Here is a 23,674-nt window from a genome sequence, read left to right as displayed (position 1 = left end):
TGGAACCCAGGACATCGATACTTGTCGAATTAGCTGGGGAGTCCCGTCGTGAACGCATCCACCGCAGACCTGCCCGTCGTCGTGATCGGCGCCGGCCCCGTCGGCTTGGCCGCAGCCGCCCGCCTCATCGAGCGCGACACCGAGCCCCTGGTGCTGGAGGCCGGGCCCGCCGCGGCGACGGCGGTGCGTGCCTGGTCGCACGTGCGGCTGTTCTCCCCCTGGTCCGAGGTCGTCGACCCGGCCGCCGAGAAGCTCCTCGCCCCCACCGGCTGGGTCCGCCCCGACGGTGCCACCTACCCCTCCGGCGGCGACTGGGCCGACCTCTACCTCCAGCCGCTGGCCGACGTCCTGGGCGAGAAGGTCCGCTACGACGCCACCGTCACCGGCGTCTCCCGCGCGGGCCGTGACCGCATCGTCGACGCCGACCGTGACGCCCAGCCCTTCGTCATCCACTGCACCGGCCCCGACGGCACCGAGGAGCGGATTCACGCCCGCGCCGTGATCGATGCCTCCGGCACCTGGTCCACCCCCGGCCCGGCCGGCGGCAGCGGCCTGCCCGCCCTCGGCGAGAAGGCCGCAGCCGAACGGATCTCCTACCGGATCCCGGACCTGAAGGACCCGGCCGTCCGCCCCCGGTACGCCGGCAGGCGCACCGCGGTCATCGGCTCCGGCGCCTCCGCCTTCACCGCACTCGCCCACCTCGCCGACCTCGCCAAGTCCGACGACGGCGCCGGCACCCACACCACCTGGATCCTCCGCCGCGGGATCTCCGGATCCACCTTCGGCGGCGGCGAAGCCGACCAGCTGCCCGCCCGCGGCGCCCTCGGCCTGGCGGCGAAGGCCGCCGTCGACGACGGCCACGCCGACGCCGTCACCGGCTTCCGCACCGACGCCGTCGAACGCGACACCGACGGCCGCCTGGTCCTCGTCGGCGAGGACGGCCGCCGCCTCGAACCGGTCGACGAGGTCATCGTCCTCACCGGCCTGCGCCCCGACCTCACCTTCCTCGGCGAGCTCCGCCTCGGCCTCGACGAGCGCCTCCAGGCCCCGACCGCGCTCGCGCCGCTGATCGACCCCAACCAGCACTCCTGCGGCACCGTCCACCCCCACGGCGAGGGCGAACTGTCCCACCCGGAGAAGGACGTCTACCTCGTCGGCATGAAGTCCTACGGGCGCGCCCCGACCTTCCTCGCCATGACCGGCTACGAGCAGGTCCGCTCCGTCGCCGCCCACCTCGCCGGCGACCAGGAAGCCGCCGAACGCGTCGAACTCACCCTCCCCGAGACCGGAGTGTGCGGTGGCGCCGGTCTCTTCGATCAGCCCGCGGCCGCCGAGGAGACCGGCGGAGGCTGCTGCGAGGTCCCCGCCACGCTGGCCATCGGCGGCCCGGTCTCCGCTTCCGGAGGCTGCTGACCCCGGGCGTCCGCCTCGAACGACGTGCGGGCCGTGACCGGGACGGGGGTCCGGTCACAACCCGCACGTTCCGGGCGTGCGCCCACCTGGCCGACTGCGAGTCGCAGTCGGCCAGGTGGGCGTCAAAGTCACAGGAACATCGTCCCGGGCGATGTAGAGAGCGGCTCGGCGGCTCCGTTCATAGGGGGAGTGCGTCACACTGGGCGCGCCGACGATCAAGGAGTTCACGTGCCGAAGTTCCTGCTGATGGTCAACCACGACGGTGGAGAGTTCGAGCAGCCCATGGACGAGTGGGCTCCGGGGGACATCACGGCGCACTTCGACTACTACGCGGCGCTGACCGAGGAGTTGGTCGCGAGTGGCGAGATGGTGCAGTTCACGGGGCTGGCCGATCCGCGTCTGGCCAGGATCGTGCGCTCGGACGGTGCCGCCGCCCCGGTGGTGACCGACGGGCCGTTCCCGGAGTCCAAGGAAGTGCTGGCCGGGTTCAACGTCGTCGACGTGGAGTCCGAGGCCCGCGCCCTGGAGATCGCGGCCCGGATCTCGGCGGTGCCCGGTCCCGGCGGGGTTCCGACGCGGCAACCGGTCGAGGTGCGCCAGGTGATGGACGCCGTCGCGTTCGACCTGTGACCGACGGACCTGGTGTCGAGGACCTGCTGCGCTCGCTGGCGCCGCAGGTCCTCGGCCTGCTCGCCCGGCGGCAGGGTGACTTCGACGCGTGCGAGGACGCGGTCCAGGAAGCGCTGATCGCCGCCGCCCGGCACTGGCCCGTCCACGGGACACCGGAGAATCCGCGCGGCTGGCTGCTGCTGACCGCCACGCGCCGCTACACGGACCAGGTGCGCAGCGAGGCGGCACGACGGCAGCGCGAGGAACGCGTGGCGCGGGAGCAGGTTCCGGCCCCGGCCGCGGAGCAGGCCGACGACGACACCCTGGCGCTGCTGTTCATGTGCTGCCATCCGGCACTGACACCCGCCTCGGCGATCGCCCTGACCCTGCGGGCGGTCGGCGGACTGACGACCGCGGAGATCGCCGCCGCCTACCTGGTGCCCGAGGCGACGATGGCGCAGCGCATCAGCCGGGCCAAGCAGCGCTTGAAGGCGTCGTCGGTGGTGTTCGAGGTGCCCGTGCCGGGCACGCCGGACCGGTCGGCACGGCTTCGCTCCGTACTGCACGTGCTGTACCTGCTGTTCAACGAGGGCTACACCGCCTCCACGGGCCCGGTGCTGCATCGCGCGGACCTGTCGGGGGAAGCCGTCCGGCTGGTCCGGCAGCTGCACCGGATCCTGCCGGCCGAGGGCGAGGTGGCCGGACTGCTGGCCCTGATGCTGCTGACCGAAGCCCGTCGGCCCGCGCGCACCGGCCCGCACGGCGAGCTGGTCCCCCTGGCCGAGCAGGACCGCACCCGCTGGAACCGCCGCTTGATCCGGGAGGGCGCCGCGCTCCTGATCGGCACGTTCGCGCGCGGGGGGCGTCCCGGCGCATACCGGTTGCAGGCCGCCATCGCGGCCGTCCACGACGACGCGGCCCGCGCCGAGGACACCGACTGGCCACAGATCCACGGCCTGTACGAGCTGCTGGAACAGATGACGGGCAGCCCGCTGGTCACCCTCAACCGGGCGGTCGCCCTCGCGATGGTCGACGGTCCGGCCGCCGCCCTGGCCCTGCTCGGTCGACTCGACGCGCAGGACCGCGGTCCCCTCGAGGGCCACCACCGGACGCACGCGGTGCGGGCCCACCTGCTGGAGATGGCCGGGGACCCGGCAGGGGCCCTGTACCACTACCGCCGGGCGGCCGCCCTCACCACCAGCGTCCCCGAGCAGCGCTACCTCACGACCAAGGCCGCCCGGCTGGGGCTGGCGCACGACACGGCTCGCTGATGTAATAGACACATGCCTTCTTCGTCACTTACATGTACGCCTGTCGTGGAGGACTGGGTCTCCGGCTGGGTGGTGTCGCGAGGGGCGTCCGACCCCATGGCGCGGCCGTGGGGCTGGACTGTCGACGTGGGGCAGCCGGCGCAGGTGGCGCGGCACGTGGTCGTCGACGCGGACGAGACGCGGGTGCGCGAGGCCGCCGCGCAGGCGAGGGGGGAGGGGTGGTGGCTCAAGGTCTTCCTGCCGGAGCCGTGCGAGGCGCCGGAGGCGCGGGTCCGTACCTGGCTCGGACCGGAGTGGGCGTTCGACGAGGCGGCGTTCCTGATGTCCGTCGAGTTGGAGCCGGTCACGCCCGGCACGCTCCCGCCCGACTACGCGCTGCGCGTCTGGACCCGGGGCGACGTCGTCCGCGTGCTGGTCGCGGCTCCCGACGGAGCGCTCGCCGCGCGCGGGCAGATGGGCGTGGCGGGCGAGGTGGCGGTGGCGGACCAGATCCTCACCGCCCCGGCCCACCGGCGGCGCGGCCTCGGCTCCGTCGTCATGCGGGCGCTCCAGCGGCAGGCTCTGGCCTCGGGCGCCACCCGCGCCGTCCTCGGCGCGACGGACCAGGGCCGCGCGCTGTACGAGTCCCTCGGCTGGCGCACCCACACGGCCTTCGCCAGTCTCTGCCGCACCACGGGGGCGACGGAGGCCCGGGCCGTTTCGTCCGGGCCGCGCGAGACTCGCCGTACTTCCTCGAGGGAGACGCGAGCCGCATAAGTAAGTCAAGCCTTACTTTCGAGGAGATCTCGCTGCATAGTGGGGGCCGAATCGAGGGAAGGGCCGCTGTTGCCGCAGTTCCATGAGGGTGCCGCAGAACAGGTCGAGGCGGAGCAGGTCCACGTGGCCGCCATGTACGGGCTGCTCGACGAGCGGTCGGCGGACGTACGGGCGCAGTTGGCGGAGGTGCTGAGGTCGCCGGCCGACAGCGCGGGCGAGGTGTACGAGCGCGATGCCGCCGCGGAGCGACTGGCCCGTCGTCTTCGCCGGCTGGAGGGAGCCGAGGAGGGGCTGGCGTTCGGCCGGATCGACCGTGCGGACGGAACCGCCCTGCACATCGGACGGGTCGGGCTGCACGTGGACGACCGCGACGTGCCGCTGCTCGTCGACTGGCGGGCGGACGCGGCGCGGCCCTTCTACGAGGCGACGGCCGTCCACCCGATGGGGCTGCGGCGACGCCGTCATCTTCGCGTCGAGGACCGCGCCGTACGTACGGTGAGCGACGAGCTCCTGGACGGATCCGCGGCCGCGGCCGACGACGTCGTCGGCGACGGCCCCCTGACCGAGGCGCTGGAGGCGCGGCGCACGGGACGGATGCGTTCGGCGGTGGCGACGCTGCAGGCGGAGCAGGACACGATCGTCCGGTCCCCGCACCGGGGTGTCACGGTGGTGCAGGGCGGCCCCGGTACGGGCAAGACCGTGGTCGCGCTCCACCGGGCGGCCTACGTGCTGTACGCGTTCCCGGGCGTCGCCGCCCGGGGCGTGCTGGTGCTCGGGCCCAACACCCGCTTCCTCGACTACGTGTCCCAGGTGCTCCCCTCCCTGGGGGAGAACGACGTGCTCCTGGCCACCTGTGAGGAGCTGGCCGGGGTGCTGCCCGCGGCCGTGGAGCCGTTCGACGTCGCGCGCCTCAAGGGGAGTTCCGCGTTGGCCGAGGCGCTCGCGGACCTGGTGCGCTCCCGGCAGGCACCCGGCAGCGGTTTCGCGGTGCGTGTCGGGCAGGAGCGGGTCCACCTGGAGAGCGTGGACGTCGCCGCGGCGCGGGAGGCCGCGACGGCGAGCGGCCTGGCGCACAACCCCGCCCGGGAGGTGTTCAAGGAGCACCTGATCGGCACGGTCACGGGCGCCCTGGAGCGCGGCGCCGTCGAGACCCTCGAACGCATCGACGCCGAGATCGCCGAGAGCACGGGCATGAACCTCGACGCCGCGGCCGCGGCCGACCTGCGGGCCCTCGGCCTCGACGACGCTCCGGCCGCGGACCCGGCCGAGGTGTTCGACGCCGACGCCGTCCGCGCGAACCTCATGGACGACGCCCACGTCGACCGCGCGGTGGAGTCCCTCTGGCCACGGCTGACGCCCGAAGGGCTCGTACGGACCCTGCTGGTGGACGCGCGCGCGACGACCGGGCACCTGGCGTCGCTCACCGACGACGAGCGCGCCCGGCTGGCCCGACCTCCTGAGGCCCCGTGGACCGATGCCGATCTGCCCCTGCTGGACGAGGCGTCGGCCCTGGTGGACGGGCCGCCCGAGCAGACGTACGGGCACGTCGTGGTCGACGAGGCCCAGGAGCTGACCGCCATGCAGTGGCGGATGGTGATGCGCCGGTGTCCGGCCAGGTCGATGACGCTGGTGGGCGACTTCGCCCAGGCCGGCGCCGCGACGGTGGCGAACGACTGGTCCCAGGCGCTGGGCCCCCACCTCGGCAGCCGGTTCGCCCTGCACACACTCACCGTCAGCTACCGCACGACGCAGGAGATCCTGGCGACCACCCACGGCCTGCTGTCGCGGATCGCCCCCGGACAGACGCCGAGCCGGTCGATCCGCCGCGGTGAGCCGCCGCGTCGGCTCACCGCGGCACCGCACACGATCGCCACCACAGTGACCGAGGAACTCCGGGCGCAGGCCGCGGCGCACCCGGGTGAACTGCTCGCCGTGATCTGCGCGGACGACCGGGTCGAGGAGCTGGAATCCGCGGGTGTCGCCCGGTGGGCACGCCTCGTACCGGCCTCCGAGGCCCGGGGCCTGGAGTTCGACGCGGTCGTCGTCGCCGCCCCGGAGGAGATCGCCACGGCCCGCCCCAGCGGTGGGCGTGACCTGTACGTCGCCCTCACGCGCGCCACCAAGAGACTGTGCACGATCGCCGTGGACACGGCATCGCGGCACGACGCCTCATGAAACCGTGATGGACGCTCCGCGAGACTAGTCCTCGTCCGCCCCCCACCGTGCCACCAGCTCTGTCCGGTTCGCGCAGCCGCGTTTGCGCAGAATCTTGCTGACGTGGGTTTCCACCGTGCGCTCGGAGATGAACAGGTGCGCCGCGATCTCCTGGTTCGTGTGTGCCCGTACCACGAACTCCGCAATCTCGCGTTCCCGCCGTGTGAGGGGATCCGTCTCCTCCCGCAGACCGGCGATCTCACCGAGCCGACGCACCGCGGTGGCGGCCGGACCTGGCTGGCCGAGTTGCCCGGCCATCGTCAGAGCCTCGCCGGCCAGTCCGGCCGCCTCCGTCAGCGCGTCCCGCGCGCCGTGCTCACCCCGGTCGCGCAGCACGGTGGCCAGATCCAGACACGTCAGTGCCACATCCGGACGCGCGCCCAGCGCTCGGTTGCGCCGCAGTGCCTCGCGCAGCAGCTCCTCGGCCTCCGCCGGACGGCCCGCGATCGCGGCTAGACGACCGAGGTCGCGGCTGACCGTGCCCGAGAAGTACGCCGTGGGCGCACCGACGGCACCCGGGTACGGCCGGATCGTCGAGAGCTGGTCGTACACGAGTTGTGCGCCCTCCGCGTCCCCGACCAGGGCGATCAGGTCGACCATGTGCAGCAGCACCGCGGGCCAGGACGGATTCACCGTCGGCAGCGGCAGCATCGGTCGCAGCCGGGCGTAAGTCTCCCGTGCCTCGTCCAGCCGTCCCGCGAGGAACAGCGCCCGGCCCCGTACGGACTGGTACAGAGGCAGGGGCAGCTGCGGCGCCCGGTCGAGGAGGGGCCAGATGTCCTCCGTCAGCTCCGAGGCGTCGCCGCGCACCAGGGCCAACTGCAGGCGCAGGACGTGGTTCATGGCGATCGCGGTCTCGTCCCCGCTCGCCAGCGCCAGTTCTGACGCGTCCTCGTTGTGCTGACGGGCGGCGTCGAAGCGCCCCTCCAGCACAGCCCGCGCGGCGCTCACACGCAGCAGGTGCCAGCGAGCCAGCGGCAGCCCGCACCGGTCCGCGATGTCCCCGATGCCCCGGACGGCCTGGTCCACCAGATCCAGACGGCCGAGCAGGTATCCGGCCTGTACGCGCCACTCGTGGCCCATCACCGCGGAGAGGGGGTCGCCGAGCCGCTCGGCGCGGGTCACCGTCAGCTCGCCCAGTCGCAGGCGTTCGAGAGTGCCGTTCGGATGGGCCAGGGTCATCTCGACCGCCCGGGCCGCGTCGAGTTCGGCTCTCGGATCACCGGTGGACCTGGCCAGAGCGAAGGCGGCACGGGCGTGTCCGACCGCCGTGTCGAGCGCACCGAGATCGGCGGAGGCGGCGGCGAGCTGGGCGAGCAGCCGGGCTCGTACGGCACCGGGCTGGTCCTCGACCGCGAGCGCGGCCCGGCACAGCCGGATGACCGCCTCCGACGCCTTCGGGAAGCTGACACCCTGCAGGACCAGGGCGATGTCGGCGAGCAGTTCCGGCCGCCCGGCCTCGCGCGCCGCCGTCGCCCCTTCCGCGCAGTGGCGCAGGCAGGCGTCGTAGCGTCCGCAGAGGTACTCGGCGCGGGCCAGCTCGACGAGGACGGCCGCGCGATCGGGGTCCGCCGAGGTCAGCGCGGCGGCGGCGTGCGCCAGGTGCCGGGCGGCGTCGTCGTACGCGTGCTGTCCGCGGGCCAGTTCCGCAGCGGTCCGCGACCAGCGCGCGGCAGCGGCGCGGAAAGCAGGCTCCCGCCCGGCGCGTTGCCAGTGCGCGGCGATGCGGGCCGGCTCGGCGGGGTCGCCGACGGAGGCCTGCTCCAGCTCCAGTGCCTCTGCGGCCGCCCGGTGCAAGGCACGGGTGGCGGCGGGGGCGGTCCGGCCCAGCACCTCTTCCCGTACGAGATCGTGGGCGAAGAGGTAGGCGCGGCCGGTGTCCGCCGTGGTCCCGGCGGCGGTGAGGAAACCTGCGTGCCAGGCCGCCGTCAGCGCCTCGGCGACAACGGTCTCGTCCGACTCCGGCAGCACGGCGGCGAGCAGCCCGGGTTCGAGCCGCTCCCCGAGCACGGCCGCAGCCCGTACGACCTCTCGCTGCTCGGCGGTGAGCCCGGCCAGTAGGCCACTGACGACGGTGCCGAGGTTTTCGTTCGCGTACGTGCGCAAGGTGGCGACGAGCAGCGGCAGCCCGCCTGTGCGCCGGTACGCCTCCTCGACCGCCTCCGTCGCGCCCGGCGCCCGCGCGCCCAGGCACTGGGCCACCTCCGTCTTGCTGAACGGTGTGAGGCGAAGGGTGTCGGCGCCGTACCGGCGAAGGTCCGTGAGGGCTCCGGCGGCCTCATCCGGCACCGGCTCCCGGACGGTCCCCAGTACCAGCAGCCCGTGGTTGTCCCCCTGTCTGGCCACTTGGCTCAGGAGGTCGAGGCTGGCGGTGTCGGCCCAATGCAGGTCCTCCAGCAGGATGAACAGCGGGCGTTCGGCGGCCGCCGCGGTCAACGCCTCACTCATCCGGGCCAGTTCCAGAAATCGCGCCTCCGCCGCGTCGGCCGGAGCGAAGGAAGTCCGCACCGACTGCCCCGCAGACAGCCTCGGATCGACTCCCGCGTGCCGCAGCGCGCGCTGCCACGGCCACAACGGGGGCGCCACCTCGTTCCGGGAACAGTGGCCTCGTACGACGGTATGACCCGAGGGGTCGGCGTGGCGGCGCAGCGCCTCGGCCGCGAGCGTGCTCTTGCCGATGCCCGCCGGGCCCGCGAGCAGGACCACCGATCCGGTGCCGTCGGCCGCGGCCTCGATCCGCCGGGCCAGGGACGCGAGCTCGTCGGCCCGCCCGACGAAGTCGCCTGCCATGGCGGCAGTATCCCGCGAGCCGGGGCCGTGAGGGACCGACATCGCTTCTACGTACGGGGGGTAAGTGCCAGTACTGACGACCCGGGCGACGTACGGGGTTCATCGTAGGCGCACCGATGCCGGGGCCTTCCGTGTCGGCGTCGGCTCCCGGGAGTCGGACCGCCACGAAGGGGGCTGCCGGCGGGTGTTCTCCCGTCATCACGCATTCTCGGAAGGGCCGCCATGGGGCGCATCATTCGAACTCAACTCGCCGAGGCCGTAGTCGGCCTGGTCATTTCCACGGTCCTGGCACACTTCGGTCACCTCGCCGCCTTCACCGGACTCACCGGCACCGGTGTGGTGATGGCGGTGACCGCGCTGGCGGCCCGATCGGCCAAGCTGGTTTTGGCCGTGGTGGCTCTCGTCATCCCCTTCGCCTCGGTCACGGCGCTGGAGACATCGCTGGACACGTCCCTCACCGCGATCGCCCACGGGCCGTCCGACGAGGGCGGCGTGACCACCGTCCGGGCCGTGTACGACAAGTACCGCGCCAAGGTGGCCACCACGCCCGACACCACCCCCACCCCCACCACCGGTCCAGGGACGATCGATCCGGACGCGGGCGCCGGGGTGTCCCCGGCCTCGGTCGAACTGTCCTGTCTCGGCAAGGAGTGCCGACAGGAAGTGACCATCACGAGCACGGGTGCCGCACCCCTGCGGCTCACCTCGATGACATTCGAGGGTGCGGGCGCGGCTGCCTGGCACCGGAGCGGCGACTGTGAGCACAAGGTCATACAGCCCGATCAGGACTGCAGGCTGAGGGTCTGGGCCGTGCGGAGCGACGAGCCGACCGGGTACACCGCGCAACTCGTCGTCCACCAGAATGCTCCCGGACCCGCCTCCCGGGTGGACCTGACCGCTCCGGCCGACACCCCCTCACCGACGCCGGGCACCACGGACTCTTCGCCACGGGCGACCCTCACCGACGCCGGCTCCACCGGCATCGCCCCCGCTGACTGCTCCGCACTCGACGGCTCTGTCACAGTCCTCGCGGCCGACGGCACGGTCGAGTGGAGCGCGGGCCTCGGCGGCACCGCGGACGCCTCCGGCTCCGACGCCCTCTCCGGCGTGATCGTGGACCCGCCTTCGGGATCGGTCCCGGCCGGGGAACGGCAGACCATCGCAGTCCACGGGACCTACACCGGTTCCGACGAAGGATTCCAGCTCTCCATCCGGTATGCGGACAAGAGCGTCGACTTCCATGTCGGCTGCTGATTGCCGTGGTCCGCTCACCGAGCGTTCAGGTGCTCATGAGGCCGAGCTCGGAGAGAGCGGGCCGTCCGGTCTGCCTGGTCGGCCTTCACACGCTCCCGCGCCGGCCGTCGAAGCAGCTCGAAAATGCCCGGCCCGCGATGCTCCGGCGGCAGATCCGCCATGCGCGGAACGATGCGGAAGTGCGCATGCGCGAAGCCCTCGGCATCGGTCAGGGTGTGAACCGCGGCCACGTGCCGCCGCGGCAGCAGAACCAGCCGGCCGGGCACCGCGGTGTCGACGGCGTGGGCCACCCGCCAGTGCTGGTCATGCACCACGCATTCACGTGGTGGAAGGTCGTCGAACTCCGCTTCCTTGCCGCACGCGTAACAGCCGGGAGTCGTCATGAACCGAGATCGTAGGACTGTCTCTCCGGATGCGACGCCCCCACCCGCGGGCTCGGTGCCGGTGGGCGGGGGCATTGCGGATCGGTCCTCAGCGGTCGGCGGACCGCGATCAGGGGGTCAGCGGGCGAACGGGCCGCCCAGTCGTGCGTACGACAGCTTCAGCGAGGTCACGGAGTACGACTTCGAGCCCGTCGTCGTGACGCCCGAGGCGGATCCCTTCAGCAGGTGGACGAGGCCCCAGCGGTCCTCGTAGCCCAGCTGCTCGCTGGTGCCGATCACCAGGTCGGCGCGGCCGTCGCGGGTGTAGTCGGTGAGCTTCAGGTTGGAGCCGAACTGGTCCTGGGTCTCGGCGGCGCCGGTGATGCCGGAGGTGTCCTGGGTGTAGGACTTGGCGCCGGTGCCGGACAGACCGCCCGCGCGGCCGAAGAGGACGGTGACCGAGCCGGCGTTGCGCATGGTGCCGAAGTCCTCGCCCCGGGCGCCGACGGCGAGGTCCGCGTAGCCGTCGCCGTTGATGTCGCCGGCGGCGACGGCGGAGCCGAAGTAGTCCTCGTTCTCGGAGGAGCCGGGGACGCCGGTGGTGTTCTGGGTGAACTTGACCGGCTTGCGGGCGGTGTCGGGACCGCTCGGGCCGCCGTACTGGACGGTGACGTAACCGCGCTCGCTGTCGTCCGTCTCATAGCCGCGGCCGATGGCGAGGTCGCCGTAGCCGTCCTTGTCGAAGTCGCCGACGGAGAGGATGTCACCGCCCTGGTGGCCGCGGTCGTCGGGCACCCGTACCTCGCCGGCCTTCTGGGTGAAGGTGCTGCCACCGCGGTGGAAGAACGCCCGCAGGTCGCCGTCGCTGTTGCGCTGGAGGTCGGAGCCGAGGATGTACAGGTCGGTGGCGGAGTCGGCGGTGACCTTGCCGGCAACCAGGTTGGGGGCCCACAGGTAGCCGTAGGAGCCGCCCAGGGATTCCCAGCCGCTCTTGCCGCCGGCACGGGTGAAGGGGCCCTTCAGGAGGACCACGCCCGCCTGGCTGTTGCTGGTGACGGCCAGGTCCTGGTCCCCGTCGCCGTCGAAGTCGCCGGACACCACGTCCTCGCCGAACGCGTCGCCCGAGCCCTCGTACTCCTGGGGAACCGGCGAGTTGAAGACCGTGCCCGGGCCGAGACCCTTCGCGCCGCCCCAGACCACGGTCAGCCCGCCGCGCATCTGTACGTCGCCGACATCCTCGCCGGGCGAGGAGACGACCAGGTCGGCGTAGCCGTCGCGGTCGAGGTCGGCCGTGGTGGCGGCGGATCCCCACCCGTCGTCGGTCTCCACCGCGCCCGGGATGCCCGGGGAGTCCTGGTGGATGACCTGGACGCGGGTGCCGGGACCGGACGACGTGCCGTAGACGACGGTGACGCGGCCGTCCTTGCCGTGCGAGCCGCCCAGCATGACGAGGTCGCGGTAGCCGTCGCCGTTGAAGTCGTCGGACAGTTTGGCGGGGGCCGCCGATGCCGCGGGGGCCATCAGGACGGGTGTGCCGACTACGGCCGCGAGGGCCACGGCGACAGCGAGGGCGGTATGTCTGGCGTGCATGGGTCTCCGTTGTCGAGAACGTGCTGCGACCGACCGGTGAACTTGATCGACCGCGCTCTACGACATCGCCGGCGGCCGAATGGTTGTACGGCGAGGACGATCGATGACGGGGACGACGGAGCGGGCGTACCCGCGGACCGCCATTGCGGGATCCCGTAGGGCAAGCCCCCCGATCGAGGCCAAGCTGTACCGGCTTCGGGTCCGCCCAGGCGTGGTGGCGCGCCCACGCCTGGGCGACATGCCGTGCCGTGGGTGGCTGCAGCACGCGGCCGACGGCCGGCGGAGCGCGGCGTGGCTCTCCCTCGACGCACGCGACAGCCGGTCCGAGTCCTTCTGGACCTACGTGGTCACCGCCCTGCAGCGGGCTGCACCTGGCGTGGGCGCCGGGGTCCTGCCGCTGCCGCAGTCGGACCGGACGTCCGGGCATGACGTTCCTGCTCGGCCACCTCCCGCCGCGGGTGCACCCGGTGATCTGGGCCCGCGCCGACCCGGCGCTGCCGCTCGCCCGGCCCCGAGCCCGCGGCGAGCTGGTCGAACTGCGCGCCGCCGACCTCCGCTTCACCCCCGACGGGGTCGCCGCCCACCTCAACGACGCCGCCGCGCTGAACCTGACGACCGGGGACGGGAGGACGTCTCGGGCTTCGTCGCCGGATTCGCGGGCGACGACCTGTACGTCGTCGACTGCCTGGTCGAAGAGGTCCTGGGACGCCAGAGCGATGCTCGAAGTCCTCGACCGGCCAACCCGTTCGTCGTCCGGCTCGACGACGGGCGCCGCTGGTGACCACCGGACAGGCGCTCGTGGCCGTCCGCGATTGGACGTTCCTGCCCGGCCCGTGCTTCATGCCCTGCGTCGACGCGCTGCTGTTCGGCACGCTGCTGTACCGGTTCCGGCTGGTGCCCCGGTCCATCCTCGTCATGGGCCCGGTCGGAGCCCCGCTGCTGCCGCCATGACCGAGCAAGCCTGAACGGCCGCGAGCCGGTTTCGAACCACGCCGCACACGGGCCGCGCAGCAGGGAAGGGCCGCGGCCGTTCAGGCCTCCTTGATCGCCGAGATCTCGAACTCGAGCTGGATCTTCTCGCTCACCAGGACACCGCCGGTCTCCAGCGCGGCGTTCCAGATGACGCCGTAGTCCTTGCGGTTGATGGTGAGCGAGCCTTCCAGGCCGACGCGGATGTTGCCGAACGGGTCGGTGGCGGTGCCCTCGTAGGTGAAGGGGATGGTCACCGACTTGGTGACGCCCTTGATGGTGAGATCCCCGGTGACGTCGAAGCTGCTGTCGCCGCTGCGGTGGACGGCCGTGGAGACGAACGTGATCTGCGGGTACTCGTCCATGTTGAGGAAGTCGTTGCTGCGCAGATGCTTGTCGCGATCCGCGTTGCGGGTGTCCACGCTGTCGGCCTGGATGATCACCTTGCCCCCCGACCGGGACGGGTCGGCGCCGTCGAAGGACATGCTGCCCTCGAACTCGGTGAACGCGCCCCGGACCTTGGTGACCATCGCGTGCCGGGCCACGAAGCCGATACGGCTGTGCGCGGGGTCGATGGTGTAGCGGCCGGTCAGCGGGGACAGATCGGTCGGGAACGCGGTCATCGCGGGACTCCTCGGGTCAGCACGCCGTTCGGTGCACAGCGGACATGCAAAACGTAACGGTCGTGCTGTGGACGCGCCCGCCGGTACGGCGCGACGCGGCCCCCCCCGGCCGGGAACACCCGTGGAACCTGCCGCCTTCCGAGTGAACCCCGTCCCACCCGGGCCTGGCGGGAACGCAGGCCTTCCGGTGCCCCTGGGCGACCGACGGCATCCCGCTGCCCCGTCCGCGCGCCGCCGCCGGACAGCGGAATCCGCAGCGATACCGATGTCCCCTGTGCACCGGTATCGCTGCGGCGCACCGCCCTCCGCCGAGTACTGACGGCAGGCGGGTGCACCCGGCCGCACACCAGGATGCCGGGGCGCCGGGATGCTGTCGTTGCCTGTGCGTCGACAGTGACTTGGCTCAGCGTCCACACGGACGCACCGAGGAAGCGGCCGGACGCGGATGGATGCGGAAGAACGTCCCAACCCTCAGCCGACGGGCGCCGGTTCGGGCTTTCCGGTGGGCCCGGACAGCGCCTTGAGCCGGTATTCCCTGGGGGAGAGACCGCAGGCGGTCCGGAAGGCGCGGGTGAGGTCGGGAGCGCGGGGCAGACCCCAGCGGGCGGCGACGGCGTGGATCGGCGTGCCGCGCAGCGCGGGATCCGCCAGGTCACGGCGGGCGCCCTCCAGCCGTTGGCGGCGGATCCAGGCCGCGACCGTCTCACCCCGGCATCGCTGCTGGAAGATCCGGTGGAGGTAGCTGACGGAGATGTGGTGCGCGGCGGCGATCGTGGGAGGAGCCGGCTCCGGGTCGTGCAGGTTCTGCCGGATGAACGACCGAACGCGTTCCGCCACGGCCTGCTGCCGCGCCTCCGGTGACAGGGCGTCCTCGGAGTCGAGCTCCTGGGCGAACAGGGCCGACACCGGGCCGAGTACGACCGTGCCCAGGCGCGGTGCGTCGGACGGCCGGAGCGTCTCGGCCTGCCGGCCGAGGCCGACCAGGAAGTCTGCGAGGAGCGCGCCGGCGCCCTCCCGACCGGACAACGCCCGGCCCGGCAACTCCCGCATCCGGTGCGGTGGTACGGGCAGGAGCGCCTTGGGGAAGTCGACCCCCCACTCCACTGACGGCCCGACGCTCCCCGTCGTCGACCGGCTTCAGGTCGTACGGTCGCGAGCTGTCGACCAGGTGCAGGTCGCCCGGCCCGAACACGGTGTTCCGTCCGGCGTGGTCGAGCCTCAGTCTGCCTTCGAGGAGCAGGGTGAGGTGGTAGGTCTCGGGGTCGGACCGCCGCACCTGACGGGAGCTGCGCCGGTAGCGGGCGGGCAGGAACGAGGACGGCCGTACTGCCGTCGGCCCCAGTTCCATCAGCCGGTGCTCGGCCCGGAAGTCGATGGTGTGAACGCTGGTGATCTCGTGAGGAGAACGTGTCCGGCCGACCGGTTCCCGCCGGTACTCGAACCGGCCGGCCGCCGACACGTCCTCGCTCCGGAACAAGGTCCCGAGCGTTCGGCCGTCCCCGACATCTCCGTCGAGCCGCATCCGCGGCGGTCAGAGATGGGTGAGGACGTTGATGACGTTGCCGTCGTGGTCCCGGTAGAAGAAGCGCCGTACGCCCCACTCCTCGTCCGCCGGTCCGTACAGGATCTCCAGACCGGCGGCGCGGGCCCCGGCCAGGGCCGCGTCCAGGTCCTCCACCTCCAGGGAGGCCGCCGGGTTCACCGGCCCGGTGGGGTCCTTGGTGATCAGGCTGACCTGCACGGAGTGGTCCGTGGGCGGGGCGAGGGTGGCGATCCAGCCGTGATTCATGATCACTTCCATTCCGGTGACCCTGATGTGGGCTTCCACCGCGGAATCGAGATCGCTCACCGTGAGCAGCGGCATCGCGCGGAGTGCGGACATGTGCGCCAGCGTAACCGGCGCACCGCGAGGCCCCGGGGCCTTGTGGGTTGCCGCCCCGGGGGCGGCCCCCGGCCGGGATCGTGGTCGGGGGCCGCTCCCGGGCCCGCACCGGCTGCGCGACGGGTCGGCGTCCGGCCGGGCTCGGCGCTCGGTTTCGTCAGGCGGGGGTTTCGGCGGTGGCGGTCAGGACCGCGCGGCCGAGGACGTGGCCGGCCATGGTGAAGCCGAGGGCGGCCGGGGTGGCGTCGGCCGCGACGCCGATGGACTCGACGTCGAGGGCGTGCACCACGACGAAGTAGCGGTGCGGGCCGTGTCCGGCCGGCGGGGCGGCACCGACGAAGCGGGCGGCGCGGGCGTCGTTGGGCAGCTGGAAGGCGCCTGCGGGCAGGCCCGATCCGGTGTCGTCGCCGGCGCCCTCGGGCAGCCCGGTGACGGTGGCGGGGATGTCGGCGACCGCCCAGTGCCAGAACCCGGACCCGGTGGGGGCGTCGGGGTCGTAGACGGTGACGGCGTAGCTCCTGGTGCCGTCCGGGGCACCGCTCCAGGACAGCTGCGGGGAGGTGTCCTTCCCGCCGGGGACGCCGAAGACGCCGGAGAACTGCTCGGGCGGTAAGGCGGCACCGTCGGTGACGGTGGTGCTGGTGACGGTGAAGGAGGCCGCCTCGGGGAGGCGGGCGAAGGGGTCGTTGGCGCTCATCGCGTCGTTCCTCTCGGGCCGTACTGCGGGACGGCGGTGACGTGGCCGACGAGAGGGCGCGCGGAGGCACCGCCGTCGCCCTCTCGTCGACCATGAATCGACTATAGTAATAATAATCGATTATTCTCGGGATCGTCTATGCTGACGGTCGTGACGCAGACGGCCCCCACCTCGACCCAGCCGGCGAAGCAGATGCTCTCCGAGCAGGTCCACGCACACCTACGGGACGCGATCATGGGCGGGCGCCACGCCCCCGGAGACGCCCTCAAACCGCAGGACCTCGCCAAGGAACAGGGCGTGAGCCTGGCCGTCGTGCGTGAGGCGCTCGTGCGGTTGGTCGGTGAGGGCCTCGCCGACCGGCTGCCCAACCGCGGCTTCGCCGTCCCGGCCGTCTCCGACCGCCGCTGGCAGGACATCGCGGAGGCCCGCCGGACCATCGAACCGGTCGTGCTGCGCATGTCCATCGAGCGCGGCGACGTCGACTGGGAGGCCCGCGTACGAGCCGCCCACCACCGCCTGGCCCGCACTCCGGTGTACGTGCCGGAAGAGGGCGAGTACTACAGCGGCGCATGGTCCGAAGCCCACCGGGTCTTCCACCGCACCCTGCTGGAAGGCTGCGGCAACCGCGTCCTGCTGGAAACCTTCGACCGGACGTGGACCGCGAGCGAGCTGGCTCGCCGCTGGTCGGCGAACCGCCACCCCGACCGGGACCACGTCGGAGAGCACCGCCGACTGGAGGAGGCGGCGCTCGTCCGCGACGCCGACACCGCGGCCGAGGTACTGGCCCAGCACCTCACCCTGACCGCGGCCGGACTGACCGGATGTGCCCGCCGGGAACCCGCGAAGGAAGCCTGATGCGCCTCGCCCTCGGTAGATCGGCTCGCATCCGCCGTCTTCCTGCTCAACGGGAGCCCGGGGCAAGGGACTTCAGGCCTTCCTTTTTGATCGCCGGGGACGCCATGATGTCCGCATGGGGCATGTGAAGCGGGTGCGACGACTGTCCAGGGCGTGGCGTTGGCCTCTGGGCGGCCTCGTGCTCTCCGCGGTGGGCGCGCTGTTCGTGCCGATCGGCACGCTGCTCTGGTTACAGCTCTGCGTGACCGTCGGCGCGATCATCACACTCGTGCGTATCGCGCACCGTGAGGTTCCCTTCCCGATCGCCGTGGCACAGTGGCGGCTCGGTGGGGATCACCCCGAAGTGCTGCGCGCCCGGGCGATGACGGCGGCAATGGCACTGCAGCAGGGGCAGGCGGGCCTGGCGGTGCACCGGCTGGAGCACGTGCTGCCGGACCTCGTCCGCGTACTCGGGCCTGATCACCCCGACACCCTCTCCGCCCGCAGTCTGAACCTCCAGGTACGAGGTGAACACGGTGGCCTGCCGGACCGCCTCGCTGCCGTGGCGGACCTGATCGAGGACCTCACCCGGGTCCTCGGCCCCGGACACCCCGACACCCTGGCCGCTCGCTACTGCCGTGCCGAGTGGCTCTCCCAGGACGGCCGCACCGACGAGGCCGAGACGGCCTTCGGCGGCCTCATCGCCACGGCGACCGAGAGTGTCGGCCCCGACAGTGACATCACCCTCGTCGCGCGCAGTTCCCTGACGATCCTGCGCCACGAACGCCCCGGCGCCACGCCCGCGGACAAGGCCGCCGCGGTCGACGAACTGACCGCCGTCCTCGACGCCATGGACCGCGCGCTCGGCACCGACAACCCGACGACCGCCTCCACCCGCCGCCTGCTCGGCCAGTGGAGGAGCACGCGCACCGACCCGATGCTTCCCCCCGTCGACTGACTCCGCGCCCCCGCTCCGCTCCGTGGGGGAGCGCTCACTCGTCCCAGAAGTCCTCCTCGAAGTCTTCCTCGAAGGGGTCGGGGTCGGTGACCCAGCCCGCGTTGAGGACGAGCCGGGAGGTGCGGTGCAGGGCGAGGAACCCGAAGGGGCGGTCGAAGCTGACGTTGATCCTGCGGGCCCGGAAGGGGTGGTACGGGGCGCTGCCGGCCGCCACGCCGAAGGCGGTGACGGCCGCGGAGCGGAAGCCGTGCGCGCCGAACGTGGCCGTCATCGACTGCGCGGCGGCCTGGACGGCAAGCGGCTCGGCACTGATGCCGGGGAAGTGGCCTCGCGAGGAGTCCGCCGCCGCGCGCAGGCCGAACAGGTCGGGGTGGTCGAGCAGGTCGTGGTGGGCCTTGACGGTGAACGGCACGGTGGACACGTGGAGCGCGGGTTCGCCGTCGACGCTGGGGACGCGAGCCACGGACAGTCCGGGGCCCGGGGTGCCGAGGGCGAGGTGATCGCCGGAGACCACCGCCCGGCGGTCGTGCAGTGCGCCCACGGCGGCAGTCAGCACCTGGCCCGCGGTTGCCTCGGGTGTTCCGAGGTACAGGTGGACGTCGATGCCATGGGTACCGATGATCTGAAGTTCGGTGAGGGGACCGGCTGCCGTCTCCACGACGCCGACCCGGTTCAGGAGACGGGTGGTCCGGGACAGGCCGGCCAGGTCCCTGTCGCGCCAGGGCCCTGTTTCGGCTCTCAATCCGTCCTGGGCGAAGGGCCGGATCCAGTCGGTACGGAGGGTCAGGGCGCTGGCCAGCACCAGCAGGGTCTCGTCGCTCACGGTGACGGGCATCGTGTCGACCTGTCCTTGGGTGCACTTGGCCGCCCATGCGTCGAGGTGCGACTGGTCGCTGACGGGGTCGCCGGTGAGCTGCCCGTGCACGTCGGCGGGCAGCCGGTCCAGCCAGGCCGGTTCGACGGGCAGGGTGCCGCGGGTCCACAGTCCCAGGGCCGCGCTCAGACCGCGTGTCGCCCCCAGTGCGGAGAGCAGGTCCCGTGCGGCCGTCGCGGCGCCGTCCGCCGGGATGCCGAGCGCGTCCGAGAGCTCCTGCCGGGCGGGACCCGTGGCACCGTCGGCGAGGAGGCCGAGCAACGGCCACACCCCGGCCGCGGCGAGTACCGTGCCGTCGTCGTGGGGCAGGGTCGCGGCCCAACGCGTGGTCAGTCCGTTGATGGCCTTGACTGTGCCGTTACTGGCCATGCCCGCCCTTTCATCGCTCCTGGATCATCGCGAGAGTAGAACCCGAAAGCGCCGACCGGCGAGCGAATTGAACGTCACGGCCCCTGGGAGAACTCCAGCCGGACGGCTGCCGACCGGGCGAGAGCCGCCGGTACGGGCGGTTTTCCCGGGCGATCCCGGGGCGGACGCGGTGCCGGGCGGCGGCCCTGCGGTGATGCGCACACGGGGTTCGTTCGGCCAGTGGGTGGTGTTCAGCTGGAGTGCACGCTGCGTCAAGGCTGTGACAGCACAGTTCGGCCTCGTGCCTTTCTCTCACTCGCGTAAGCGCGTCGCCTCGGTATGCGCCGGGGCCTTGACGGTCTCAAGTCTGCTCTTCACAGGGCTGGTCGCCGCGCCGGCCGCGGCCGCCGCGGCCCCGGCCGGCTACCAGAACGTCCGGATCAACGAAGTCACCTCGTCGGGCAACGACACGGTGGAGCTGTACAACGCCGGTTCCGCCTCGGTGAGCGTCAGCGGCTGGAAGATGTCCGACGACAGCTTCTCCCAGCAGTCGTTCACCCCGTCGTCCACCACGATCGCGGCGGGCGGCTTCGTCACCTTCAACTCGCCCAAGGGACTGGGGGACTCGGACAAGCTGGTGATCTACGCTGCCGACGGCACCGTGGTCGACCGCGTCGACTGGGCCACCGACAAGGCGAAGCCCGCGATGGCGCGCTGCGGCGGCGACGGCACCGGCGCGTGGATGACCACGACCACGGCGGCCACGTTCGGCGCCGCGAACGCCTCCGGCTGTCCGTCGTCGATCCCCGCGGCGAGCAAGGTACGGATCAACGAGGTCACCTCCGACGGCGCGGACACCGTCGAGCTGTACAACGGCGGTTCGAGCGCCGTCAGCCTCGCTTCGTGGAAGTACGTCGACAACGACACCACCCACTCCGCGGTCACCGTCTCGTCCTCCTCGCCGAGCGCGACCAGCATTCCCGCGGGCGGCCGCGTCACGTTCAACTCCACCCTCGGCCTGGGCGACAACGACTCCGTCCTCCTCCTCGACGGCAGCGGCAACACCGTCGACTCGGTGACGTGGGCGGCCAATGGCGCCAAGCCGTCGGACGAGCGCTGCGCGGACGGCACCGGCTGGTTCCAGACCTCCGCGACCGCGACCCTCGGCAGCGCCAACTCCTGCTCCGGCAGCGGCGGTGGGGGTGGCGGTGGCACTCCGACCGGCCAACTGCTGGGCGGTGGCGGCTCGCTCACCAGTGGCTGCGCCCCCGAGGCACCCAGCGGTACGGGTTCCACCCCCTCGGGCACCCTGGCGTGGCCGGGTGGCCTCGACGTCACCATCGCCGACAACGTCTGCGCGTTCACCACGTCGACCGGTCCCGAGGGCCGTGACGTGAGCGGCCTGGCCTTCGACCCGTCGAACCCGTCGGTACTGTGGGCGGCCAAGAACAAGAACTGGCTCTACAAGCTGGTCAAGAGCAACGGGCTGTGGGTCCCCGACGCCTCGTGGAGCGCGACCGGCAAGCAGCTCCGCTTCCTGGGCGGTTCGGGCCAGCCGGACTCCGAGGGACTGACGGTCGGCGGCAACGGCCACATCTACGTGACGTCCGAGCGCGACAACGCCAACAACACGGTGCCCAAGGACACGATCATGGAGTTCGATCCGACAGCCACCGGCACGACGCTGACGCCGGTCCACCAGTGGGACATGACCTCGCAGTTCCCGCAGCTGAACACCGGCAGCAAGGACGACGCCAACCTGGGCTTCGAGGGGGTCGGTCACGTCCCGGACAGCTGGCTGACCGCCAACGGCTGGGTCGACCCGCTCACCGGTGCCGCGTACAACCCGGCGAACTACCCGCTGCACGGTTCGGGTCTGTTCTTCGCCGGCCTGGAGTGGGACGGCACGCTGCACGTCTACGGCCTCAACTCCGACGGCACGTTCACCACGTTCGGCACCATCGCGACCGGCAAGTCCTCGGTGATGGACGTGACGTACGACGCCGGAACCCAGCGCGTCATCGCGACCTGCGACAACACCTGCGGCGAGACCCACACGTTCATGAAGGTCAACGCCTCGGGCGCGATCGTGCCGGACGTGACCTACACGAACCCGTCCGTCATGCCGGCCGACAACCTGGAGGGCTTCGCGATCGCGCCGACCTCGACGTGCGTCAGCGGCTTCCGTGAGGCGGTCTGGTCCGACGACGGCATCTACGGCTTCGGCTCCGGAAGTTCCTCCTACGGACACGCCGTCTACAGCGGCACCTTCCCCTGCTGAGTCCGCGGACCGCACGACGATGAAGCTCCTGGCGGACGGGGTCACGACCATGACCACCGCTGACCGCCAGGAGCTTCATGCCGTCTCCGTCGTCGGGGGAGAACTCGTACTCTGCAGGAGCACACTCCACGCGACGACCGCCGCGCGGGCCGGGTTCCACACCCCCCGACCCGCCGGCAGACCAAGGAACGCGACATGCCCACGTGGACCCGCACGCTGCGCGAGACCGGTATCACGGAGCCGGACCTGCGGACCGCGTACGGCCGACAACTCGGGTTCGTACGGCGCTTCAAGCCCGCGGAGTTCCTGACCGTCCGGCTCCTGCTTCCGGCACGCCTGCACCCACCGGCCGTCGCCGCGGTCGCCTTCATGCACGAGACGGACGACCGCATCGACACCGGCACCCGCGAGGCGCGCGCCGCGGCGCTGGAGTCGTGGGCGTCCGCCACACGTTCGGCGCTCGGCGGCGCGGCCACCGGCGACGCGACGCTCAGGGTGCTCGCGGACGCGGTCACGCGGCACGACCAACTGCGGCAGTACGTGGAGGACTTCCTGCGAGGAGCGCGACACGAGGTCGACTACGCCGGGTTCGACACCGAGGACGAACTGCAAACCTATGTCGACGGGTACGCGCTGCCCGGCTTCATGCTCCTGGCCTGCCTGTTGGAGCGAGAGGACACCACGGAGGACGAGATGTTCGCGCAGTGCTGCCGCGACCTCATCGAGGCGATGCAGCGCATCGACTTCCTCGACGACCTCGCCGAGGACGCCGGACAGGGACAGGTCGGCATCCCGGGCAAGGATCTCGAACGCCACGGCCTGTCGGTGGAGGCTCTGCGCAGTCCCACGGACGCTGTTCGAGCACGGCTGGGTCAACTGGTCGCGGAACAGGTCGAACTGGCCCGTCCGCGACTGTCCGCGAGCGGGCAGTTGGTGAGCTTGGTGCGTCCGCGGACGCGCCCCTTCGTCACCGCCCTGCTGCAGGTGCAGGAACTCCAGTTGCGTGCGGTCGGCCGGAAGGGCGGAGGCCTCGTCGACGGCGGCGCACGTCCTTCCGTACCGGCTCTGCTGGGAGTGCTGCTGCGCCAGTACCGGGCCGTACGGCGGATGCGGTAGGCATCAGCCCGTGCTGAGCCGGTCCGGCCGTCTGTCCGTTCGGACGGACCGGCGCACGGTGCTTCCCCGGCTCCGCGGGACCGAGCGCCCGCCTCTGTACGCCTGCGCGGGGGCGCGGCCGTCGGACGCCGTTCTCAGACCCGGGTCGCGGACGGCGCACGCTCGCGCACCGCGATGCGGGCCAGCTTCGTCAGCATCATGCCGTTGCGGACCGCGACGATGTAGTCCACGGGGAGTCCGTGCATCCTGGTGCCGGGTCCCCGGAGAGGGTGCCAGTCGAGGGTGAAGAGGGTGTGCTCGCCCCAGGGAATCAACTTCATGGCGATGCGCGCGGCGCCGAAGGGATCCGCCTTCGCCTCCAGTTCCAGGCGGTGTCGCGGTTCGCAGACGCGGACGACACAGGTGTCGTCGAGAGTCAGGGGGCCGGCACCGACGCGGACCTTCAGCCGGGCGCCCACTTCCGGCCAGTGCGGGTCTGCGGCGAGGACCTGCTGGGTTCCTGTCACCCACTCCCCGTAACGGTGGCCGTCGGACAGCAGACGCCAGACCTCGGACGGCGGGCTCAGGATCAGACGGCGGTTCCGGGCCATGATCACGCTCCTGGAGGACAGGCAGCACGCGTTCGCTTCCAGCGTCGGGCCAACGCACCACGCGCACAGTCCGGCGCATCCAGACGGGTGAGCCGCCCCCCCCGGGGGGAGGCGTAACGCCGACAGGGCTCGAAGCCGTCACCACCGGCGCAGCCGCATCCGCCGGTGCTGTCAGTGGCTGTCTGTAGCATCCGTGGCCGGGTTGCTGGTCCGACCACCCGCGGCGGGGAGGGACGGAGTCGT

The 23,674-nt window shown here is 72.2% G+C and carries 19 protein-coding genes and 1 pseudogene; 11 read left to right on the top strand and 9 right to left on the bottom strand.

Going from position 1 to position 23,674, the window contains the following annotated elements; all coding sequences use genetic code 11:
- Window positions 1–48: 48 nt before the first annotated feature.
- The 5 genes from ACICHK_RS03420 to ACICHK_RS03400 all read left to right on the top strand — a co-directional run bounded on the left by ACICHK_RS03420 (window position 49) and on the right by ACICHK_RS03400 (window position 6,224).
- Window positions 49–1,413, top strand: coding sequence for an NAD(P)-binding domain-containing protein (locus ACICHK_RS03420; protein ID WP_406835605.1), 1,365 nt, complete (start codon window positions 49–51; stop codon window positions 1,411–1,413).
- A 228-nt stretch (window positions 1,414–1,641) separates the two neighbouring features.
- Window positions 1,642–2,043, top strand: a complete 402-nt coding sequence (locus ACICHK_RS03415) for a YciI family protein (protein ID WP_151471923.1) — start codon at window positions 1,642–1,644, stop codon at window positions 2,041–2,043.
- Complete coding sequence (locus ACICHK_RS03410) at window positions 2,040–3,293, top strand: RNA polymerase sigma factor (RefSeq protein ID WP_406835604.1); 1,254 nt, start codon at window positions 2,040–2,042, stop codon at window positions 3,291–3,293. Before ACICHK_RS03415 ends, ACICHK_RS03410 begins: the two co-directional genes overlap by 4 nt.
- Before the next feature lie 45 nt (window positions 3,294–3,338).
- The gene (locus ACICHK_RS03405) at window positions 3,339–4,049 is read left to right on the top strand and encodes a GNAT family N-acetyltransferase (protein ID WP_406835603.1); all 711 of its coding nucleotides are present in this window, start codon (window positions 3,339–3,341) and stop codon (window positions 4,047–4,049) included.
- Window positions 4,050–4,118: 69 nt separating this feature from the next.
- Complete coding sequence (locus ACICHK_RS03400; protein ID WP_406835602.1) at window positions 4,119–6,224, top strand: HelD family protein; 2,106 nt, start codon at window positions 4,119–4,121, stop codon at window positions 6,222–6,224.
- 24 nt (window positions 6,225–6,248) lie between these two features.
- Here the strand turns inward: ACICHK_RS03400 and ACICHK_RS03395 are convergent, their stop codons facing one another.
- Complete coding sequence (locus ACICHK_RS03395) at window positions 6,249–9,053, bottom strand: AAA family ATPase (protein WP_406835601.1); 2,805 nt, start codon at window positions 9,051–9,053, stop codon at window positions 6,249–6,251.
- Window positions 9,054–9,275: 222 nt separating this feature from the next.
- On the opposite strand from ACICHK_RS03395, the gene ACICHK_RS03390 reads away from it, so the two are divergent.
- The gene (locus ACICHK_RS03390) at window positions 9,276–10,307 is read left to right on the top strand and encodes a hypothetical protein (RefSeq protein ID WP_406835600.1); all 1,032 of its coding nucleotides are present in this window, start codon (window positions 9,276–9,278) and stop codon (window positions 10,305–10,307) included.
- 14 nt (window positions 10,308–10,321) lie between these two features.
- Here the strand turns inward: ACICHK_RS03390 and ACICHK_RS03385 are convergent, their stop codons facing one another.
- Both ACICHK_RS03385 and ACICHK_RS03380 read right to left on the bottom strand, forming a co-directional pair.
- On the bottom strand, window positions 10,322–10,690 hold the full coding sequence (locus tag ACICHK_RS03385; protein ID WP_406835599.1) for an HIT family protein: 369 nt from the start codon (window positions 10,688–10,690) through the stop codon (window positions 10,322–10,324).
- Between the two features lie 117 nt (window positions 10,691–10,807).
- The gene (locus ACICHK_RS03380) at window positions 10,808–12,259 is read right to left on the bottom strand and encodes an FG-GAP and VCBS repeat-containing protein (RefSeq protein ID WP_406835598.1); all 1,452 of its coding nucleotides are present in this window, start codon (window positions 12,257–12,259) and stop codon (window positions 10,808–10,810) included.
- A gap of 777 nt (window positions 12,260–13,036) precedes the next feature.
- Here ACICHK_RS03380 and ACICHK_RS03375 point away from each other — a divergent pair.
- Entirely contained in the window at window positions 13,037–13,210 is a 174-nt protein-coding gene (locus tag ACICHK_RS03375; RefSeq protein ID WP_406835597.1) for a DUF4386 family protein, read from the top strand.
- A gap of 80 nt (window positions 13,211–13,290) precedes the next feature.
- On the opposite strand, the gene ACICHK_RS03370 is transcribed toward ACICHK_RS03375, so the two are convergent.
- The 4 genes and pseudogenes from ACICHK_RS03370 to ACICHK_RS03355 all read right to left on the bottom strand — a co-directional run bounded on the left by ACICHK_RS03370 (window position 13,291) and on the right by ACICHK_RS03355 (window position 16,430).
- Window positions 13,291–13,851, bottom strand: a complete 561-nt coding sequence (locus ACICHK_RS03370) for a YceI family protein (protein ID WP_406835596.1) — start codon at window positions 13,849–13,851, stop codon at window positions 13,291–13,293.
- Window positions 13,852–14,322: 471 nt separating this feature from the next.
- Window positions 14,323–15,373 (bottom strand): annotated as a pseudogene (locus ACICHK_RS03365) (helix-turn-helix domain-containing protein).
- 9 nt (window positions 15,374–15,382) lie between these two features.
- Complete coding sequence (locus ACICHK_RS03360; RefSeq protein ID WP_225860730.1) at window positions 15,383–15,733, bottom strand: VOC family protein; 351 nt, start codon at window positions 15,731–15,733, stop codon at window positions 15,383–15,385.
- 157 nt (window positions 15,734–15,890) lie between these two features.
- Window positions 15,891–16,430: a YbhB/YbcL family Raf kinase inhibitor-like protein gene (locus ACICHK_RS03355; protein ID WP_406835595.1), complete on the bottom strand. Its 540-nt coding sequence runs from the start codon at window positions 16,428–16,430 to the stop codon at window positions 15,891–15,893.
- A 150-nt stretch (window positions 16,431–16,580) separates the two neighbouring features.
- Between ACICHK_RS03355 and ACICHK_RS03350 the strand changes: the two genes are divergently transcribed.
- A complete protein-coding gene (locus ACICHK_RS03350) occupies window positions 16,581–17,285 on the top strand; it encodes a GntR family transcriptional regulator (protein WP_406835594.1) in 705 nt (234 codons plus the stop codon).
- A gap of 115 nt (window positions 17,286–17,400) precedes the next feature.
- Window positions 17,401–18,222: a tetratricopeptide repeat protein gene (locus ACICHK_RS03345; protein WP_406835593.1), complete on the top strand. Its 822-nt coding sequence runs from the start codon at window positions 17,401–17,403 to the stop codon at window positions 18,220–18,222.
- Window positions 18,223–18,256: 34 nt separating this feature from the next.
- On the opposite strand, the gene ACICHK_RS03340 is transcribed toward ACICHK_RS03345, so the two are convergent.
- A complete protein-coding gene (locus tag ACICHK_RS03340) occupies window positions 18,257–19,465 on the bottom strand; it encodes a serpin family protein (RefSeq protein WP_406835592.1) in 1,209 nt (402 codons plus the stop codon).
- A gap of 331 nt (window positions 19,466–19,796) precedes the next feature.
- On the opposite strand from ACICHK_RS03340, the gene ACICHK_RS03335 reads away from it, so the two are divergent.
- Both ACICHK_RS03335 and ACICHK_RS03330 read left to right on the top strand, forming a co-directional pair.
- Window positions 19,797–21,725, top strand: a complete 1,929-nt coding sequence (locus ACICHK_RS03335; RefSeq protein WP_406835591.1) for a lamin tail domain-containing protein — start codon at window positions 19,797–19,799, stop codon at window positions 21,723–21,725.
- Between the two features lie 195 nt (window positions 21,726–21,920).
- A complete protein-coding gene (locus tag ACICHK_RS03330) occupies window positions 21,921–22,841 on the top strand; it encodes a phytoene/squalene synthase family protein (protein WP_406835590.1) in 921 nt (306 codons plus the stop codon).
- A 134-nt stretch (window positions 22,842–22,975) separates the two neighbouring features.
- On the opposite strand, the gene ACICHK_RS03325 is transcribed toward ACICHK_RS03330, so the two are convergent.
- Window positions 22,976–23,431: an SRPBCC family protein gene (locus ACICHK_RS03325; RefSeq protein ID WP_151471938.1), complete on the bottom strand. Its 456-nt coding sequence runs from the start codon at window positions 23,429–23,431 to the stop codon at window positions 22,976–22,978.
- Window positions 23,432–23,674 lie beyond the last annotated feature (243 nt).

The organism is Streptomyces sp. AHU1, from assembly GCF_045343905.1.
Classification (GTDB): Bacteria; Actinomycetota; Actinomycetes; order Streptomycetales; family Streptomycetaceae; genus Streptomyces; species Streptomyces triticiradicis.
This window is presented reverse-complemented; position numbering and strand designations above follow the sequence as displayed.

Coding starts and splice junctions, on each gene's coding strand:
- ACICHK_RS03345 (WP_406835593.1), top strand. CDS start 17,401: ATGGGGCATGTGAAGCGGGTGCGACGACTGTCCAGGGCGTGGCGTTGG.
- ACICHK_RS03355 (WP_406835595.1), bottom strand. CDS start 16,430: ATGAGCGCCAACGACCCCTTCGCCCGCCTCCCCGAGGCGGCCTCCTTC.
- ACICHK_RS03330 (WP_406835590.1), top strand. CDS start 21,921: ATGCCCACGTGGACCCGCACGCTGCGCGAGACCGGTATCACGGAGCCG.
- ACICHK_RS03380 (WP_406835598.1), bottom strand. CDS start 12,259: ATGCACGCCAGACATACCGCCCTCGCTGTCGCCGTGGCCCTCGCGGCC.
- ACICHK_RS03395 (WP_406835601.1), bottom strand. CDS start 9,053: ATGGCAGGCGACTTCGTCGGGCGGGCCGACGAGCTCGCGTCCCTGGCC.
- ACICHK_RS03360 (WP_225860730.1), bottom strand. CDS start 15,733: ATGTCCGCACTCCGCGCGATGCCGCTGCTCACGGTGAGCGATCTCGAT.
- ACICHK_RS03370 (WP_406835596.1), bottom strand. CDS start 13,851: ATGACCGCGTTCCCGACCGATCTGTCCCCGCTGACCGGCCGCTACACC.
- ACICHK_RS03390 (WP_406835600.1), top strand. CDS start 9,276: ATGGGGCGCATCATTCGAACTCAACTCGCCGAGGCCGTAGTCGGCCTG.
- ACICHK_RS03325 (WP_151471938.1), bottom strand. CDS start 23,431: ATGGCCCGGAACCGCCGTCTGATCCTGAGCCCGCCGTCCGAGGTCTGG.
- ACICHK_RS03385 (WP_406835599.1), bottom strand. CDS start 10,690: ATGACGACTCCCGGCTGTTACGCGTGCGGCAAGGAAGCGGAGTTCGAC.
- ACICHK_RS03340 (WP_406835592.1), bottom strand. CDS start 19,465: ATGGCCAGTAACGGCACAGTCAAGGCCATCAACGGACTGACCACGCGT.